The sequence below is a fragment of the Vicinamibacterales bacterium genome, from assembly GCA_036504215.1.
Lineage (GTDB): Bacteria > Acidobacteriota > Vicinamibacteria > Vicinamibacterales > Fen-181 > FEN-299.
This window is the reverse complement of record DASXVO010000006.1, coordinates 49,506-66,381: the sequence shown is the minus strand read 5'-3', so window position 1 is coordinate 66,381 and position 16,876 is coordinate 49,506. Positions and strand designations below refer to the sequence as shown.

General features: G+C 66.2%; 17 protein-coding genes. 12 read left to right on the top strand and 5 right to left on the bottom strand.

Going from position 1 to position 16,876, the window contains the following annotated elements; translation table 11 throughout:
- From VGK32_01860 to VGK32_01840, 5 genes are all read left to right on the top strand, one after another.
- Window positions 1-744 carry a succinate dehydrogenase/fumarate reductase iron-sulfur subunit gene (locus VGK32_01860; GenBank protein HEY3380479.1) on the top strand — a complete coding sequence of 248 codons (744 nt, stop codon included), beginning with the start codon at window positions 1-3 and terminating at the stop codon, window positions 742-744.
- 457 nt (window positions 745-1,201) lie between these two features.
- Window positions 1,202-2,917 (top strand): FAD-binding protein, encoded by a 1,716-nt coding sequence (locus VGK32_01855; GenBank protein ID HEY3380478.1) that lies wholly within the window; start codon window positions 1,202-1,204, stop codon window positions 2,915-2,917.
- A 54-nt stretch (window positions 2,918-2,971) separates the two neighbouring features.
- The gene (locus VGK32_01850) at window positions 2,972-3,403 is read left to right on the top strand and encodes a hypothetical protein (protein ID HEY3380477.1); all 432 of its coding nucleotides are present in this window, start codon (window positions 2,972-2,974) and stop codon (window positions 3,401-3,403) included.
- An 8-nt stretch (window positions 3,404-3,411) separates the two neighbouring features.
- Window positions 3,412-3,786, top strand: a complete 375-nt coding sequence (locus VGK32_01845) for a hypothetical protein (GenBank protein ID HEY3380476.1) — start codon at window positions 3,412-3,414, stop codon at window positions 3,784-3,786.
- A gap of 24 nt (window positions 3,787-3,810) precedes the next feature.
- Window positions 3,811-4,644, top strand: a complete 834-nt coding sequence (locus VGK32_01840; GenBank protein HEY3380475.1) for a succinate dehydrogenase iron-sulfur subunit — start codon at window positions 3,811-3,813, stop codon at window positions 4,642-4,644.
- 57 nt (window positions 4,645-4,701) lie between these two features.
- Here the strand turns inward: VGK32_01840 and VGK32_01835 are convergent, their stop codons facing one another.
- Entirely contained in the window at window positions 4,702-5,217 is a 516-nt protein-coding gene (locus tag VGK32_01835) for a hypothetical protein (GenBank protein HEY3380474.1), read from the bottom strand.
- Window positions 5,218-5,295: 78 nt separating this feature from the next.
- On the opposite strand from VGK32_01835, the gene kdsB reads away from it, so the two are divergent.
- From kdsB to VGK32_01800, 7 genes are read left to right on the top strand one after another with little or no spacing between them, the layout of a single operon-like run.
- Window positions 5,296-6,093, top strand: a complete 798-nt coding sequence (gene kdsB, locus VGK32_01830; protein HEY3380473.1) for a 3-deoxy-manno-octulosonate cytidylyltransferase — start codon at window positions 5,296-5,298, stop codon at window positions 6,091-6,093.
- Between the two features lie 9 nt (window positions 6,094-6,102).
- Window positions 6,103-7,758 carry a CTP synthase gene (locus VGK32_01825; protein HEY3380472.1) on the top strand — a complete coding sequence of 552 codons (1,656 nt, stop codon included), beginning with the start codon at window positions 6,103-6,105 and terminating at the stop codon, window positions 7,756-7,758.
- A 21-nt stretch (window positions 7,759-7,779) separates the two neighbouring features.
- Window positions 7,780-8,715 (top strand): EamA family transporter, encoded by a 936-nt coding sequence (locus tag VGK32_01820; protein ID HEY3380471.1) that lies wholly within the window; start codon window positions 7,780-7,782, stop codon window positions 8,713-8,715.
- 52 nt (window positions 8,716-8,767) lie between these two features.
- A complete protein-coding gene (kdsA, locus tag VGK32_01815) occupies window positions 8,768-9,592 on the top strand; it encodes a 3-deoxy-8-phosphooctulonate synthase (protein ID HEY3380470.1) in 825 nt (274 codons plus the stop codon).
- Between the two features lie 25 nt (window positions 9,593-9,617).
- Window positions 9,618-10,589, top strand: a complete 972-nt coding sequence (locus tag VGK32_01810) for a KpsF/GutQ family sugar-phosphate isomerase (GenBank protein HEY3380469.1) — start codon at window positions 9,618-9,620, stop codon at window positions 10,587-10,589.
- Window positions 10,589-11,137, top strand: coding sequence for an HAD hydrolase family protein (locus VGK32_01805; protein ID HEY3380468.1), 549 nt, complete (start codon window positions 10,589-10,591; stop codon window positions 11,135-11,137). Before VGK32_01810 ends, VGK32_01805 begins: the two co-directional genes overlap by 1 nt.
- A complete protein-coding gene (locus VGK32_01800) occupies window positions 11,134-12,357 on the top strand; it encodes a tetratricopeptide repeat protein (GenBank protein HEY3380467.1) in 1,224 nt (407 codons plus the stop codon). Before VGK32_01805 ends, VGK32_01800 begins: the two co-directional genes overlap by 4 nt.
- Window positions 12,358-12,434: 77 nt before the next feature.
- Here the strand turns inward: VGK32_01800 and VGK32_01795 are convergent, their stop codons facing one another.
- From VGK32_01795 to VGK32_01780, 4 genes are all read right to left on the bottom strand, one after another.
- On the bottom strand, window positions 12,435-14,120 hold the full coding sequence (locus VGK32_01795) for an amino acid permease (protein ID HEY3380466.1): 1,686 nt from the start codon (window positions 14,118-14,120) through the stop codon (window positions 12,435-12,437).
- A gap of 99 nt (window positions 14,121-14,219) precedes the next feature.
- A complete protein-coding gene (gene coaE, locus VGK32_01790; protein HEY3380465.1) occupies window positions 14,220-14,843 on the bottom strand; it encodes a dephospho-CoA kinase in 624 nt (207 codons plus the stop codon).
- Complete coding sequence (locus VGK32_01785) at window positions 14,825-15,748, bottom strand: bifunctional 5,10-methylenetetrahydrofolate dehydrogenase/5,10-methenyltetrahydrofolate cyclohydrolase (GenBank protein ID HEY3380464.1); 924 nt, start codon at window positions 15,746-15,748, stop codon at window positions 14,825-14,827. Before VGK32_01785 ends, coaE begins: the two co-directional genes overlap by 19 nt.
- A 57-nt stretch (window positions 15,749-15,805) precedes the next feature.
- Window positions 15,806-16,822: a TrkA family potassium uptake protein gene (locus VGK32_01780; GenBank protein HEY3380463.1), complete on the bottom strand. Its 1,017-nt coding sequence runs from the start codon at window positions 16,820-16,822 to the stop codon at window positions 15,806-15,808.
- Window positions 16,823-16,876 lie beyond the last annotated feature (54 nt).

Genomic DNA, 16,876 nt, shown 5'->3' with positions numbered 1-16,876 from the left:
ATGAATCTCAAACTTCTGGTGTGGCGCCAGGTGAACGGCAGCGACGCGGGCCGCCTGGTGCCCTATGACGCCGAGGACATCTCGCCCGACATGTCCTTTCTCGAGATGCTGGACGTCGTCAACGAGAACCTGATCCGCAGGGGCGAAGACCCGATCGCCTTCGACTCGGACTGCCGCGAGGGGATTTGCGGCATGTGCAGCCTCGTGATCAACGGCGTGCCGCACGGCCACGAACACGCGACCACGGTCTGTCAGTTGCACATGCGCCATTTCGAGGATGGCGACACGATCACCGTCGAGCCCTGGCGCGCCAAGGCGTTTCCGCCACACAAGGATCTGATGGTCGACCGCAGTGCGTTCGACCGGATCATTGCGGCCGGCGGCTACGTCTCGGTCAACGTCGGCGGCGCCCCTGAGGCCAACAGTATTCCGATTCCACGTGACGCGGCGGAAGCGGCGATGGATTCCGCGGCGTGCATCGGCTGCGGCGCGTGTGTGGCGGCCTGCAAGAATGCGTCCGCGGTCCTGTTCGTCGGCGCGAAGATCTCGCACCTCGCCCTGCTGCCGCAGGGGCACCCTGAACGCAGACGTCGCGTGGCGGCGATGGTTGCGCAAATGGATGCCGAGGGCTTCGGCAGTTGCTCGAACGAAGGCGAGTGCGAAGCGGTGTGTCCAAAAGAAATTTCGATGGCCAACATCGCGTGTCTCCGTCGGGAATTCGTGCGTGCCTTGTGGCGCCGCTGAAAATAGGTCACCTCCCCGTACACCCCGACCGGGCTTTCAACAGAATCTGTGGAAAACCCTGTTGAAAAGACCGGTCGAGGACGCAGTTCCTGCACGCCAGCCGCGCGTTTCTCCAGTTTGCACCATCCTGGGGCAACCCTCGACCGAATGTGGTACCTCTCACTTCTCTCACCCAACTCGATGACGAAAGTGCAGAGGTGATACGTACCATGTTGTCAGCGACCGTCTCACGCTTTCGCCGACGTCAACAGGAGAATGCCAGTCCGGAAGAGCGGCCACCTGGCCCTCGCCGATCGGCGCACGACCTCCAGCCAAACGCGACCTTGCAACGCCTTGCGTCGAGAGATAGAATCCCCGCGCTCTCTTGTGATCGTGCGGCACCGGCTCGTGTGAGTCGTCGCTGCTAGCGTCCGTTTCGTCCGAACGGGTCCCAGATCGGATCGAAGGAGGTCCCCGGATGGCTCAGAGCCTGACCCACGACGTCCTCATTCTCGGCGCCGGGCTGGCCGGTCTGCGTGCCGCCGTGGAAATCTGCTCGCGGCTCGACGGCCGCGTTGACGTCGGTATCGTGTCGAAGGTCCAGCTCATGCGCGCGCACTCGGTGTGCGCCGAAGGCGGGACGGCCGCGGTGCTCCGCACAGAGGAAGGGGATTCGATCGACCTCCACGCGTGGGACACCAACAAAGGCTCCGACTTCCTGGCAGACCAGGATGTCGTTCGCCGGTTCGTCCATGCGATCCCGGACGAGATCCTCCGACTCGATCACTGGGGCATCCCGTGGACACGCGACGAACACGGACGGATCGCGCAGCGGCCGTTCGGCGGCCATAGCTTTCCACGAGCGACGCTCGCCGCGGACAAGACCGGGTTCTTCGAGATGCAGACGCTGTACGATCAGCTCCTGCGCTACAAGAGCTTCACGCGGTACGACGAGTTCTTCGTCACCGACATTCTCGTGGAGAACGGCCGGTTCGCCGGCCTGCTCGGCATCCACGCGCCGAGCGGCGAGACGGTCATCCTGCGCGCGAAGGCGTTGCTCATCGCGACAGGTGGAGGGGGCACGCTCTATGGATTCACCACCTACTCCGAGACGGTGACGGGCGACGGCATGGCGATGGCGTACCGAGCAGGCCTGCCGCTCGAGGACATGGAGTTCCTCCAGTTCCATCCGACGGGGCTCGTGCCCAACGGCATCCTGATGACGGAGGCGTGCCGCGGCGAAGGCGGCTACCTGAAGAACGCCAAGGGTGAGCGTTTCATGGAGCGCTACGCGCCCAGCAAGATGGAGCTGGCTCCGCGGGACATGGTGTCGCGCGCCGAACAGATGGAGCTCGAAGCTGGCCGAGGTATTCCCGGACTGGATGGCCTCCCCTGCATCCACCTCGACCTGACGCACCTCGGCGCCGAGCGGATCAACACTCGACTCCCGCTGATCCGCGAAGTCTGCATCAAGTTCATCGGCCTCGACCCGATCGAGAAGCCGATCCCGATTCGGCCCGTCGCGCACTACTCGATGGGCGGCGTCGAGACCGACATCGACGGCCTCACGCGGATCGCCGGAATCTGGGCGGCCGGCGAGGTGGCCGCGGTCTCCCTGCACGGCGCGAACCGCCTCGGGTCGAACTCCACGGGCGAATGCCTGGTCTGGGGTGGCATCACGGGCGCCGAGATCGTGAAGGCGCTCCCCTCGCTCGGCAACCCAGCGCCGATCCCCGATCGTCTCGTCGCCGAAAGGCAGGCGCACGTCAAGGACTTGATGACGCGCCAGGGCAAGGAGAATCTCTACGGTCTGCGCCGTGAACTCCGAACGATGATGGATCGCGATGTCGGCGTATTCCGGACTGGCCAGGAGTTGGCGCACGGTCTGTCGGTCGTACGCGAGATCCGCGGACGTTCCAAACAGGCGGCGGTGGACGACAAGGGGTCAGTCTACAACTCGAACCTGTTCCACGCCTTGGAACTCGAGAACCTGCTCGACCTCGCGGAAGTGACCATCGTCGGAGCCATCGCCCGCGAGGAGTCCCGCGGCGCCCATGCCCGACGCGACTTCGACACGCGCAACGACGACCAGTGGCTGAAGCACACGCTGGCGTGGTACACGGGCGGCCCACCCCGGCTCGACTACAAGCCAGTGGCAATCGATCAGTGGAAGCCCGTGGAGCGGAAATACTAGGCTCCAGGCTTTGGGTTTTGGGCCCGACGGGATTCACGGAGGAAGAGGCCACCAATGATTGAGAACAAGGGACGTCCGAATCGTCTCGGGCTCAAGGGCTGGCTCGTTGGCGGGCGGTGGGGATTCGAGCGCTATCTGTATGCGCTGCACCGCCTGACCGGGCTCGGGCTGCTCGCGTATTTCGTGATGCACATCGGCGTGACCGCGTCACGCGCGTTCGGCAGGGAGAGCTGGGACCGCGTGATGGGGAGCGTCGCGGGCGCTCCGTTCAAGGTCGGCGAGTACCTGGTGTTTGCCGCCTTTGCGTTCCACGCCCTCAACGGCATCCGGCTCGCGCTCGTCGAGCTCGGCTTCGCGATTGGCCAGCCGATCGAGCCGGTGTATCCGTATCGCACCTCGGTGGACGAGCAGCGGCCGCTGGCCATCGGCGTCATGATTCTCGCCGGCATCCTCGCCATCGTCGGCGGGTTCAGCTTCCTGGATTAGGAGGAGACATGCGCGACCAACGCTTGTGGACGTGGCACATCGGCGCGGGAGCCATCATCCTGGTCCTGCTCGGGCTCCACATGACGATCATGCACCTCGAACCGATCGTCCGCGTCTTCAACCCGGCGCCGGGTGAACCGGTAGGGTGGGAGAACGTGATCTTCCGGGCCAAGAGTGCATTCTTCCTGGTGACGTACGTCCTGCTGCTCGGGGCGGCGCTGTTCCACGGATTCTACGGGCTCCGGAACATCGTGTTCGAGCTGAACCCAAGTGGGGGGATGAAACGCGCGCTCAGCGGGCTGCTGGTGGTCGCGGGCGTGGTGCTGTTCGCGGTCGGTACCTGGGCGGCCTGGGCGGGATTCACGTTGGCGCGCGGCGCCTAGCCCGGACTATTCGAGAGGGACACCATGGCTGACACGTTTGCCCCGACCGATGTCGTCTTTCGCATCCGCCGGTTCGATCCGGTGACGGACGCCGAGCCCCACTGGGACGACTACACGCTGCCGTACGTCGCCGGCATGACGGTGCTCGAAGGACTGAAGCTGATCAAGGAGAAGCTGTCGCCGACGCTCGCCTGGCGCGCCTCGTGTCGCATGGGCGTCTGCGGATCGTGCGGCATGTTCATCAACGGGCGGCCCCGGCTCGCGTGCAACACGCAGGTCTCGGAGCTCGGCACCGCGCTCGTCACGCTCGCTGCCCTCCCCAACTTCAATACGATCCGCGATCTCGTGCCCGACCTCGTGCCGATGATCAACGCACACGTCGCTGCGCAGCCCCACATCATCCGCGACGACGAGCACGAGCAACAGCAGCCGACCGGCGAGTACTGGCAGTCACCGCACCAACTCGAGGCATACCTGCAGTTCTCCTACTGCATCAAGTGCGGGTGCTGCATGGCGGCCTGCCCCACCTACGCCACCGACCCGCTGTACGCCGGACCGATGCCGCTCGCGCAGGCCCATCGCTACAACGCCGACAGCCGAGACGGAGGCTTCTCCGAACGGAAGAAGGCCCTGTCAGGCGAGAGCGGGCCGTGGCGCTGCCACTTCGCCGGCGAGTGCTCGCGGGTGTGCCCGAAAGGCGTGGATCCCGCGCGCGCGATCCAGCTCATGAAGCGGCAGCTGGTATTCGACTACCTGCACCTCTGGAAACAGCCGTGCCCGGCGAAGATCGCCAAGCCGCTGGCCGGCCTGAAGCGACGCGACGGCATTCCAGACGCACCACCCCGGACTATTGGATAGCGTGCGAGGATGAAGGCTGCCGAACGCAGCCTTCATCCTCGCATCTGCAGCCCGCGGCTATTTCAGCGCGAGCGTGAAGACCTCGCCCCCCTCCCCATCCCTCACCTGCACGGCGTCGGCCGCGATGCGGACGATGAGGAACCTCGACAGGATGCGGTCGCCCTCCTTCGCCAGGATCAGCTGACCAGGCGCGGCGATCACCGCGGTACGCACCGGTCCACTGAGCCCTGCGTCCTCGGCGATACCCGACAGGACGAGTTCCGGGCGTGGCGGCCGGGTCTCAGCGAGCGCCACGACCGCGGCCGGTGCGCGTCGGATGGAGGCTTGGGGCGTCAGTCCGAATGCAAAGGGGTTCCGCCTGACCGGCTGGAACCGGGGTGGGCCATTCAGGCGCATCCTCAGTTCGCCGGTGCGCGCCTGAACCACCTGGCTGATCGCGTCGTCGGCGGCTGCGGCGGCGGTAGAACGGTCGACGGCGGCGCTCCCGGGCGCGCCGCGACCGGCGCCGGTCGTCAGCCAGGCGACCAGCAGTACGCCAGTGAGCGTGAGGAGTGCGACCTCGGTCCGCGTCATGATGACCGGCGCATCGACACGACGTCTGGCCGGCTCCGCGTAGATGGTAGCACGGCTGACGGTGTGCTATGATTCGTCGTGCACCCCGAACGGGACCACGGGCACAACCGTTTGCTCGCTGCCGCCCGACACGTCGCCATCATCCCCGCGCGATATCACTCCTCGCGTCTCCCGGGCAAGCCTCTCGCCGATATCTGTGGCCGCCCGATGATCGAGCACGTGTACCGGCGCGCGGCATCCGCTCGAGTCATCGACGCGGTCATCGTTGCCACCGACGACGAGCGTGTCCGCGACGTGGTCGAGGCGTTCGGGGGGATCGCGTGGATGACGCGCGCGGATCATAGCAGTGGCAGCGACCGGCTCGCCGAGGTGGTCACGTCTCTCTCATGTGAACTCGTCGTCAACGTGCAGGGGGACGAGCCGCTGCTGGCCCCCGAGATGATCGATGAGGTGATGGCCCCTCTCGTCGCGGACCCGACGATTCCCATGGGTACGCTCTGCCGGCGGATCGATCGTCCGGACGACCTCGCCGACCCGAACGTGGTGAAGGTCGTCACCAACGGGCAGGGCTTTGCGTTGTACTTCTCACGTGCACCAATCCCGTTCGTCCGCGACACCCCAGGCGGAACCGAAATCGGGACCGGCCCGCGTTTCAAGCACATCGGGCTGTACGTCTACCGTCGCGACTTCCTTCTGACGTTTGCGGGCCTGCCGCGGACGCCGCTCGAACGGGCGGAATCTCTCGAACAGCTTCGCGCACTCGAGCACGGATTCCGGATTCGCGTCGCGGAAACGATGCACGATTCGGTCGGCGTGGACACGCCGGCAGATCTCGACCGGGTGCGTCGCCTCGTCGCGGCTGACGCCCATCACTGAACACACATCATGCACAACACGGACGGCCGACCAGTCAAATTCATCTTCGTCACGGGCGGCGTGGTGTCGTCGCTCGGTAAAGGCCTTGCGGCCGCATCGATCGGCGCTCTCCTGGAGGGCCACGGCTATCGGGTCACGCTCCAAAAATTCGATCCGTACATCAACGTGGACCCGGGAACGATGAGCCCGTACCAGCACGGCGAGGTCTACGTCACAGACGATGGGACCGAGACGGACCTCGATCTCGGCCACTACGAACGGTTCACGCGCACCGTCACCACGCGGGCGCACAACTGGACGACCGGCAAGATCTACCTGTCCGTCATTCAGAAGGAGCGGCGCGGCGACTACCTCGGCCGAACCGTCCAGGTCATCCCGCACATCACCAACGAGATCAAGGAGTGTCTGAGGGCCGCGGCCAAGGACGTGGACTTCGTTCTGGTCGAGATCGGCGGCACCGTCGGCGACATCGAGAGCCAGCCGTTCCTCGAGGCGATCCGCCAGTTTCGCCAGGACATCGGCCGCGAGAACTCGCTCTACGTGCACCTGACGCTCGTCCCGTTCATCGGCACGGCCGGCGAACTCAAGACCAAGCCGACGCAGCACAGCGTCCGCGATCTCCGTTCCATCGGCATCCAGCCTGACATCCTGCTCTGCCGGACCGACCGCATCCTGCCGCAGGACATCAAGCGGAAGATCGCGCTCTTCTGCGACGTCAGCGAGGAAGCGGTTATCGCGGCGCGCGACGTCGCGTCGATCTACGAGGTGCCGCTGTCGCTCGCGGCCGAGGGCGTGGACACGATCATCCTGAAGTACCTGCACCTGCCGCAGACCGAGCGTCACGTCGAGCAGTGGCAGCAGCTCGTCGATCGCATCCGCCATCCTGCCGACGAGATCACGATTCACGTCGTCGGCAAGTACGTCGAGTACGAGGACTCGTACAAGAGCCTCAATGAGGCCATGACGCATGGCGGGTTCCCGCACGGGCTGAAGGTGAGCTTCCGCTGGGTCGAGGCAGAGGCGCTCGAAGGGGACGACGGCGGCCACCTGCTGGACAGCGCGGACGGGATTCTGGTGCCCGGCGGCTTCGGCAACCGCGGGACGCGCGGCATGATGCGCGCCGCCGAAGTGGGCCGCACTCGTCGCATCCCGTTCTTCGGCATCTGCTATGGATTCCAGTGGGCCATGGTCGAATACGCCCGCGCGGTCTGCGGCCTGAGCGAGGCCGACTCGACCGAGTGCAACGAGGACGCGCCCCACAAGGTGATCTTCAAGCTGCGAGACCTGCTCGGCGTCGATGAGTTGGGCGGCACGATGCGCCTCGGTCAGTACGCCTGCGAACTCGCTCCCGGATCCCTCGTGCGCGAGATCTACGGCTGTCCGGTCATCTCTGAACGACATCGCCATCGGTACGAGTTCAATCCCGCCTACGAACCAATCGTCACCGCGCACGGCCTGCGCATTTCGGGCAAGTCGCCCGACGGCAAGTTCGTGGAAATCGCGGAGCTCCCTGGTCACCCGTGGTTCGTTGCGGTGCAGTTCCACCCGGAGTTCAAGTCGAAGCCGTTGCTCCCGCACCCCCTGTTCGCCAGCTTCGTCGAGGCGAGCTACCGACACAAGGTGGCGCGACTCGCGCAACGGACCGAAGCGGAAACGACGGCATAGCCTCTCGTTGGTTGCTGCTGGTTGGAGGTCGTCATCAGCCGTCGATTCCGGATTCTCCTCGCGTTCGCCCTGGTCTACGTCTTCTGGGGATCGACGTACCTCGGAATCCGCGTGGCGGTCGAACGGGTTCCCCCGATCCTGCTGGCGGGTGTCCGCTTCGCCATCTCCGGCAGTGTGATGCTGGCGTTCTGTGCGATGACGGGCCGTCAGGTTCGCGTGAGCGCCGAGCGATTCTGGCGGCTGTCGTTCATCGGCGTGCTCCTGCTCGGCATCTCGAATGCGATCCTCGCCTGGTCCGAGTTGTACGTCCCCACGGGTCTCGCCGCCCTGATCGTCGCCATCGTTCCCATCTGGTTCCTCGTCGTCGAGCGATTCATCCTGCCGACCGGTGGAAGGATCCCACGGAGCGCCTTCGGAGGCATCTTCCTCGGTGCGCTCGGCATGGTCGTGCTCGTCTGGCCGAAGCTCGTCGCCACGCACTCGCTGGGAGGGCTCGAGTTGTTCGCGTGCGTCGGCCTCCTCGGCTCGTCGTTCTGCTGGGCGTTCGGGTCGGTGCTGTCGCGGCGGTGGAAGCTGCCGGTCGACCCCCTCGTGGCGAGCGGCTGGCAAATGCTGGCGGCCGGTGTGGTGGACACCGTCACCGGTCTCGCTCTCGGGCAGCACCACCGCGCCCTCTGGAACGCCACCAGCTTGGGAGCGGTCCTGTACCTGGTGGTCTTCGGATCGTGGGTCGGCTACTCGGCGTACATCTGGCTGCTGCGCCACGTGCCCACGACACAGGTCGCGACCTATGCCTACGTGAACCCGATCATCGCGGTGTTCCTCGGCTGGCTCGTGCTCGGCGAGCCCGTCGACCGATTCCTCGTCCTCGGCGCGGCCATCATCGTCCCCGCCGTTGCGCTGGTCACGCGTGCGGAACACCCCTCTGAGGACGCCCCCCTGACCGAGCAGGGATGATGCGGACCGCCCTCGAACTGGCGCGGCAGCCCAGGGCTGTATAATGTCGGGCGTGACGAAGACTGTTGAGATTGGACGCGTGTGCGCGGGCGGCGGAAGGCCGATCGTGCTCGTCGCCGGCCCTTGCGTGATCGAGAGCGAAGGACACGCGCGGGAGTTGGCGTTCTCCCTGCGCGAGATCGCGTCGCGGCGCCAGGTGCCCTTCATCTTCAAAGCCTCGTACGACAAGGCCAATCGCACGTCGATCGCGTCGTTTCGTGGTCCCGGACTCCATGACGGCCTGCGCATCCTCGGCCGAATCAAGGCGGACGTCGGCGTCCCAATCCTGACCGACATCCACGAGCCCTCGCACGCCGCTCCGGCGGCCGAAGTGGCGGACGTGCTGCAGATACCGGCGTTCCTGTGCCGCCAGACCGATTTGCTCGTGGCCGCGGCGAACACGGGCCGAGTTGTGAACATCAAGAAGGGTCAGTTCCTGGCGCCCCGCGACATGCGCCACGCCATCGCGAAAGTGACCGACTCGGGCAACACGCGGGTACTGCTGACCGAGCGGGGCACGGCGTTTGGCTACAACAACCTCGTGGTGGACATGCGCGCGTTTCCGATGCTGAGGGACCTCGGCTACCCGGTGATCTTCGACATCACCCACAGCCTCCAGCTCCCCGGCGGCGGCGACGGGGTGACAGCGGGGCTCGCTGAGTACATCGAGCCGCTCGGCTCGGCCGGTGTCGCAGCGGGCGTGGACGGCGTCTTCCTCGAGGTACACGACGACCCGTCGAAGGCGCGAAGCGACGCGCAGAACGCGCTGCGCCTGGACCTGCTCGACCGACTGCTCGATCGGCTGACCCGCATCGACGCCATCGTCAAGCACGCGTGAGCGCAGAACATAGAGGGTTTCCGTGGTGACGACCGATCCCGTGACCGACATCGAACTGGCGCGGCAGGTGCTGCGGACCGAGGCGGACGCGATCCTCGCCCTCGTGGACCGGCTCGACCATCACTTCGCCCGGGCGGTCCAGCTGCTCTTCGACTGCCGGGGGCGCGTCATCGTGACCGGCATGGGCAAGTCGGGAATCATCGCGCGCAAGATTGGCGCGACGTTGTCGAGCACCGGCACCCCGGCGTTCTTCCTGCACCCGGCCGAAGCCATCCACGGCGACCTCGGCGCCCTCCAGGCGGACGACGTGGTGGTGGCGTTGTCCTACAGTGGCGAGACGGAGGAAATCGTCAGGCTGCTGGAGATGATTCGGCGGATCGGCGCCCGATTGGTGGCCGTCACCGGCGACCCGACATCGACACTCGGCCAGATTGCGGACGTCACCCTCGACTGCCGTGTCAATGAAGAAGCCTGTCCGCTGAATCTCGCGCCCACGGCCAGCACCACGGCGGCGCTCGCGCTCGGCGACGCCCTCGCGATGGCGCTCCTGGTGCGCAAGGGCTTCCGTCAGGAGGATTTCGCAGGCCTGCACCCGGGCGGCAAGCTCGGCAAGCGGCTGATGCGTCTCGAGCAGATCATGCACGCGGGAGCGGACGTGCCGAGCGTCGACCTGCAGACGACAATGCGCGACGTCATCTACGAGATGTCGCGCAAGGGCCTGGGCATGACGTGCGTGGTGGACGCCGAAGGACGCCTCGCCGGTATCATCACGGACGGCGACCTGCGGCGCCACATGAGCGGCCGGCAGATACTGGATCAGGTGTCCGGCGACGTGATGACCGAGCACCCGGTGACCGTCGCGCGGACGATGCTCGCGGTCGAGGCACTGAATTTGATGGAACAGCGCAAGATCACCTCCGTCGTCGTCACCGCGCCAGATCGTCGGGTGGAGGGTGTCGTCCATCTGCACGACCTGTGGCGGACCGAAATGTTCTGATGCCTTGCGATCAACGAACGCTGGCCGAGAAGGCCGCGCGCATTCGCCTGGTGCTCTTCGACGTGGACGGTGTTCTCACCGACGGCCGCATCCTGATCCAATCGGACGGCAGCGAGTCGAAGCAGTTCAGCATCCGGGACGGCACGGCTATCGTGTGGGCGCACCGGGCTGGCCTGGCCACAGGTCTTCTCTCCGCCAGGCAGTCGGCGGCGACCACCGTTCGTGCCGCGCAACTCGGCATTCGAATCGTCCGGCAGGACGCCGGCAACAAGCTGGACATGTACTCGGAGCTCCTCGAGCAGGAACACCTCGACGATGGGCAGGTCGCCTTCATGGGTGACGATCTGCTCGACTTGCCGGTTCTCCGCCGCGTCGGCCTCTCGGCCTGCCCGGCAGACGCCGTGGACGAGGTGCGGTCGCGCGTGGACTGGATCAGCGGCCAGCGCGGCGGCCATGGGGCCGCCCGCGAGCTGGTCGAAATCCTCCTGCGCGGCCAGGGGCGTTGGGACGACCTGATGCGGCGCTACCTTCCGGAGGACGCCCAATGATGGCCGACTACGCGCCGCTGCTCGCCGCGCTAATCGCCCTGCTGGCCGGCCTCACCATCGGCAAGGCGTGGGAACGCTACAAGCTGCACGACGGCCGATGGTTCGATCGTCGGAAGGCCCGCGCCACGCCCCACTACATGCTCGGCCTGAATTTTCTCGTCTCCAACCAGGCGGATCTGGCGATCGAGGAGTTGACCAAGGCCGCGACGGTGGACGGCGATGCGCTCGAGATCGACATGATTCTCGGCAACCTCTACCGCGAGAAGGGGCAGGTCGGGCGGTCGATCCAGGTGCACCAGGGACTCCTCCAGCGACCGAAGCTGACGCGCCTCGAGCACGCGTATTCGCTGCTCTGTCTGGGCCTCGATTTCAAGCGCGGCGGGTTCGTGGACCGTGCGCTCGAAGCGTTCAACGAGGTGCTCCGCCTCGACCCCGAGAACGAGTACGCGCTGGTCAACCTGCAGAAGCTGCACGAGGAACAACACCAGTGGCAGGAGGCGTACGAGATCCGCCGGCGGCTGACGAAGGTGGCGCGACGCGGCGACCAGGCACGGAACAACGAGATCCTCGCGTTCCTCGAGAACGAACTGGGTGTCGAGGCGCTGAAGCAATCCGATGAGAAGGTTGCCGTCGCTCGATTCACGGCCGCGATCGGCCTCGACCCGCGCACGGTGCCGGCGTACATACACCTTGGGGATGTGCAGTTCGCCCAGGGCCACGCCGCCCAGGCCGCCACAACCTGGGAACGTGTCGTCACCGTCGCGCCCGACCGCGCCCACCTGGTCTTCGAACGCCTGGAGAACTGCTACACGAAGCTCGGCACACCGCTCCGATTCCCCGAGCTGTGCCGTCGCCTCATCGCGGCCAATGCCCAGGACTGGCGGGCGCGAGTGGCGGTCGCCCGGCACCTGACGGCCCGCGGCAAGCCGGCCGAGGCACTGGAACTGCTGTTCGAAGCGCTCGCACACAACCCGCACGGCCTCGCCATTCACGAAGCGACCTGGAAGACGTTGCAGGAACTCACCCTCGATCCGGCCCTCGTCGATCGCTACGTCGAGCTGACCGGCCACTCGATCTTCTACCTCGATCCCCACGTCTGCATACGGTGCCGCTACCGGAGCACCGAACTCCTCTGGCATTGCCCGCACTGTCACGAATGGAACACGTTCCTGGAGGAGAGGATCGCGCCGGCAAAGGACCCAGAGGAAGCCGAGGAGTAGGTGGGCAGCCAGGACCGACCGCGCGCCCGGGCTCCCCCACCACACAGGGAAGCCCAGGCAGCGTAGCCACAGCTTCGCTATTGCCCCTTGCCGAAGACCCTGACGGCGAAGATGATCGTCGGGATCAAGGCGACGATCGCCGTCACCAGGATCGGCATGTGCATCCTCGCGCGGGCCGGCGTCTCCTGGGGGTTGGCCAGCCGGCTCCGGCGCCAGCCGAATCCGCCGTAGATCAACAGGCCAATCTCCAGCCAGAGGATGAGCCGCAACCAGGTATCCTTCGGCAGCCCCCACATCACGTAGAGGCACGCCGCAGCGCCAGTGATGCCGACGATCCAGGCGCCCGCCGAACCGCCCGGAACCTTGAACGGCCGCTCGATCTCCGGGCTGGCGACGCGCAAGAGCGGCACGCCGACGCAGACCAGCACGAAGGCCAGCAGGGTCCCGATCGACACCAACTCGCCCACCAGGCTCATCGGCATCACGCCGCCGCAGAAGGCCACGAAAAGGCCCGTCAGCGTCGTCGCAATATACGGGGTTCCGTGCTCCTTGTGGACGGCGCCGAACCAGGGCAGCAGCCCGTCCTTGCTCATGGCGTAGAAGATCCGCGTCTGCCCCATCATCATGACGAGGATGACGGAGGTGAGGCCGGACAGCGCGCCCAGCTTGATGAAGAAGGTGAAGACCTTCTGGGACACCGGAGACCAGCCGCGCAAGGCGACGATCCGGTCGATACCCACCGCGATCGGATCCGGCACGCCCAGTTCCTTGAAGTTCACGACGCCGGTGAGGGTGACGGCCACCAGGATGTAGAGAATGGTACAGATGACGAGCGAACCCAGAATCCCGATGGGCAAGTCGCGTTTCGGGTTCTTGGCTTCCTGGGCGGTGGTTGAGACCGCATCAAATCCTATGTAGGCAAAGAACACCACGCCGGCGCCGGTGAGCACCCCGTTCAGGCCCCATCCATACGCGTTCACCTGGTTCCCGTTCAGCGTGATCATCTCCTTGGCGGGCACGAGGGCGAACAGACCGGTCGCGGCCTTGTTCACGAACAGGTTGTCCGGGGAAATGAGGCTGATGCCCAGGCCGATGAACACGAGGACGATCGTGACCTTGACGATCACGATCAGGTTGTTGACGAACGCACTCTCACGCATGCCCCGGTAGAGGATCGCGGCGACGAGCAAGCCGATGAAGGACGCGGGGATGTTCCAGAGCCCGAACGCCCTGGTGACGCCGTCGCTGAGCAGAACCTGCTCCCACGGCCCCTTCGTGAAGCGCATCATCGTGTCCGAGACGGGGAGGCCGAGCGTCTTGTGGATCAGGCTGAGGAAGTAGCCGGACCACGAGGCGCTGACCGTCACCGCACCGAACGCGTATTCGAGGATCAGGTCCCAGCCGATGATCCAGGCGATGAACTCGCCCATCGTGGCGTAGCTGTAGGCGTAGGCGGAGCCGGCGACCGGGATCATCGACGCCATCTCGGCGTAGCAGACCCCCGCGAGCGCGCAGAGCACGCCGCCGATCATGAAGCTGTACACGATGCCCGGGCCGGCGTAGTTGGCCGAGGCGGTTCCGGTCAGAGAGAAGATGCCGGCGCCGATGATGGCGCCGATGCCCAGCATCGTGAGGTTGAACGCCGTCAGCGTCCGTTTGAGCTGCCCTCCCGCGTGTGCGCCGTGAGCGGCTTCGCCGGCGAGCGGATCGTTGGCGTCGGCGATGAGCTTCGCCAGGTCCTTCTTGATAAACAAACCTGCCATGTGATGCGCCTCCGAACCAGATCTGAAGAGAAAGGGTGACGTTTCCCGGAGGGGCTCGCCGGGCAGCACGGCGGCACCGGCGCGCGTGCGCGAAGGGCATTATAGGCTGAAAGGCTCGATGCTGCGTGTGACTTCGTCGACCTCCCGGCAGACGGCGTCCACCTGTCGGTCCGTCTCTTCGAACGTGCCTCCAGTGTCCACTACGTCATTCGCCCGGAGGACCTTGTCCGCGATCGGCCACTGGGCGCTCAGCCGCGCTCGCGCGGCCGATTCGCTCAGCCCGTCGCGCCGCACGATGCGCCGCACCTGTTCCTCGGGGGCGCAGGCCACGACAATGATGCGGTCGAACTCTTGGTCTCGCCCGGTCTCGAACAGCAGGGGGATGTCGGCCAGAACCCAGCGGGAGCCCGCCCGCGCCTGGGACGACATCCACCCGGCAATTCGGTCGAAGACGCGGGGATGCACGATCGCCTCGAGATCGCGGCGGGCGGACGCGTCATGGAAGACCACGGCGCCCAGGGCCCTGCGGTCCACCCCGCCGTCCTGGAGCAAGACCCGTGGGCCGAATCGGTGCGCGACCTCGGCAATGAGATCCAAATCAGCGGAGAGGAGCGCGTGGACGACTGCATCCGCGTCCACGGTCGGTACCCCGCGGGCTGCGACACGCTCCCGGACGTAGCTCTTGCCGGTGGCGATGCCACCGGTCAGCGCGAACCTGAGCATCCGGCCTCTGCGGCTGTCAGCGTATTCGCGAGCAGCATGGCAATGGTCAGCGGGCCGACTCCTCCAGGCACCGGAGTCATCGCCCCCGCCACGTCTGCCACTCCAGGATGGACGTCCCCGACGACCAGCGACCCGCGGCGCTCGAAGTCGGCACGGCGCGGGTGGCCCTCTGGATACAGCCGGCCAACGGCCGCGGCATCTGCGAGGCGACTGATGCCCACATCCACAACCGTCGCGCCGGGCTTGACGAACCCGGGCGTGACGAATCCGGCCCGACCGATCGCCGACACCAGAATGTCGGCTGTCGCACACAGCGCCGCGAGGTCGCGCGTCCTCGAGTGGCAGATGGTCACCGTGGCGTTGCGGTGCAGCAGCAACAGCGCAACCGGCTTGCCCACGATATCGCTGCGCCCGATGACGACGGCACGTGCGCCGTCGATGGCAATGCCGGACCGCTCGAGCAACGCGACCACGCCGAGCGGCGTACACGCCACCAGTCTCGGGCGCTTCTGGACGAGGCGTCCGACGTTGTCAGGATGGAAGCCATCCACGTCCTTCGCCGGATCGATCGCATCGAACACCATCTGCTCGGCGTCCGCGCCCATGGCCGCCGGCAGCGGCGACTGCACCAGGATCCCGTCGTGCAGGCCACTCGCGTTCAGCTCGACGACCACGCGCAGGACATCGTCGAGCACCGCGGTCGCTGGCAGACGGAACACGTTGGCCCGCAGCCCGGTCTCGCCCGCCGACTTCAGCTTGTTCCGGACGTAGATCTCCGATCCTGCGTCATCGCCGACGAGTACGATGCCCAATCCCGGCGGCCGGCCCTGCGACGCCATGAACGCCTGGACGCGGGGCGCCAGTTCCGCCCGAATCTGTTTCGCCAGCGCCGTACCGTCAAGCATGCGAGCAGACATCGCACCTCACACTCCTGGGTCCCTGCCTCTTCCCCGGTCCGGCCTCTACTGCGCGGCCACCTCCAGCCCCTTCAGTTGTTCGGGCCGGCCGAGGACGACGAGCTGGTCGCCGGATCGCATGACGGCGTCTGGCGCCGGGTTGAACTCCATACGGCCGTTGTCTCGCTGAATGCCGACGACGATCACGCCGAACCGCTGGCGGAGGTTGGCATCCACGATGGTTCGACTGGCAAGGCCGGATGTGGCGCCGATGCTGATCTGCTCCATGGCCAACTCGAGATTCTCCGAGCTCGTCGCCAGCTCGACGAAATCGACGACAGCCGGACGCAGCGCCGTCTGCGCCATCTGCGTGGCACCGATTTGGTACGGCGAGATCACACGGTTGGCGCCCGCGCGCAGCAGCTTGCGCCCCGCGTCCTCCGAGTCCGCCCTCGCAATGACGTAGAGGTCGGGCCGCAGACCGCGGGCCGTCAGGATCGCGTACACATTTTCGGCGTCGGTACCGAGTGCCGCAATCAGGCCGCGTGCCTTGTCGATCCTGATCTTCTTGAGGATGTCTTCGCGGCTGGCGTCGGCTTCGATCGCCACGTCGCCGCGGTCGAGAACAGCCTGCACGGCCTCTCGATCGCGATCGATCACGACGAACTTCACCTTCTGCCGTCGGAACTCCTCCGCGATGATGAGGCCGATGCGGCCGGCGCCGCAGAGGATGAAGTGATCGGTGAGAGCGTCAATCATACGCGCCCGGCGCCGCTCCTGGTTCCTCGGATGCAGCCGCGACTCGATGACGCCGGCCGCGACCAGCGTGAAGGCGTAGAACGCCGTTCCGACGCCAACAATCAACAGGAGGACGGTGAAGACCTGTCCGGCCGGCGAGAGCCGTTCGAGCTTGCTCGATCCGACCGTCGTCACGCTGACGACCGTCGTGAACAGCGCGTCCCAGACGCTCCAGCCCTCGATGAGCGTGTAGCCGATGGTGCCCGCGGCCAGCACCAGGGCGAGCAGGGCGATCGCCAGTTGGAGTTGACGGCTCCGAAGCGCGCGATCTCCCGTCGTTGTCATCGTCGGCCTGTTGGCCCGCTGCCTCCGGCGCCCGCCCGCGGCCGTGCTTCCAGC

Bases quoted from the DNA above. Each gene is read 5' to 3' on its own strand.
- VGK32_01860 (HEY3380479.1), top strand. From the start codon at position 1: ATGAATCTCAAACTTCTGGTGTGGCGCCAGGTGAACGGCAGCGACGCG.
- VGK32_01855 (HEY3380478.1), top strand. From the start codon at position 1,202: ATGGCTCAGAGCCTGACCCACGACGTCCTCATTCTCGGCGCCGGGCTG.
- VGK32_01850 (HEY3380477.1), top strand. From the start codon at position 2,972: ATGATTGAGAACAAGGGACGTCCGAATCGTCTCGGGCTCAAGGGCTGG.
- VGK32_01845 (HEY3380476.1), top strand. From the start codon at position 3,412: ATGCGCGACCAACGCTTGTGGACGTGGCACATCGGCGCGGGAGCCATC.
- VGK32_01840 (HEY3380475.1), top strand. From the start codon at position 3,811: ATGGCTGACACGTTTGCCCCGACCGATGTCGTCTTTCGCATCCGCCGG.
- VGK32_01835 (HEY3380474.1), bottom strand. From the start codon at position 5,217: ATGACGCGGACCGAGGTCGCACTCCTCACGCTCACTGGCGTACTGCTG.
- VGK32_01825 (HEY3380472.1), top strand. From the start codon at position 6,103: ATGCACAACACGGACGGCCGACCAGTCAAATTCATCTTCGTCACGGGC.
- VGK32_01805 (HEY3380468.1), top strand. From the start codon at position 10,589: ATGCCTTGCGATCAACGAACGCTGGCCGAGAAGGCCGCGCGCATTCGC.
- VGK32_01800 (HEY3380467.1), top strand. From the start codon at position 11,134: ATGATGGCCGACTACGCGCCGCTGCTCGCCGCGCTAATCGCCCTGCTG.
- VGK32_01795 (HEY3380466.1), bottom strand. From the start codon at position 14,120: ATGGCAGGTTTGTTTATCAAGAAGGACCTGGCGAAGCTCATCGCCGAC.
- coaE (HEY3380465.1), bottom strand. From the start codon at position 14,843: ATGCTCAGGTTCGCGCTGACCGGTGGCATCGCCACCGGCAAGAGCTAC.
- VGK32_01785 (HEY3380464.1), bottom strand. From the start codon at position 15,748: ATGCTTGACGGTACGGCGCTGGCGAAACAGATTCGGGCGGAACTGGCG.
- VGK32_01780 (HEY3380463.1), bottom strand. From the start codon at position 16,822: ATGACAACGACGGGAGATCGCGCGCTTCGGAGCCGTCAACTCCAACTG.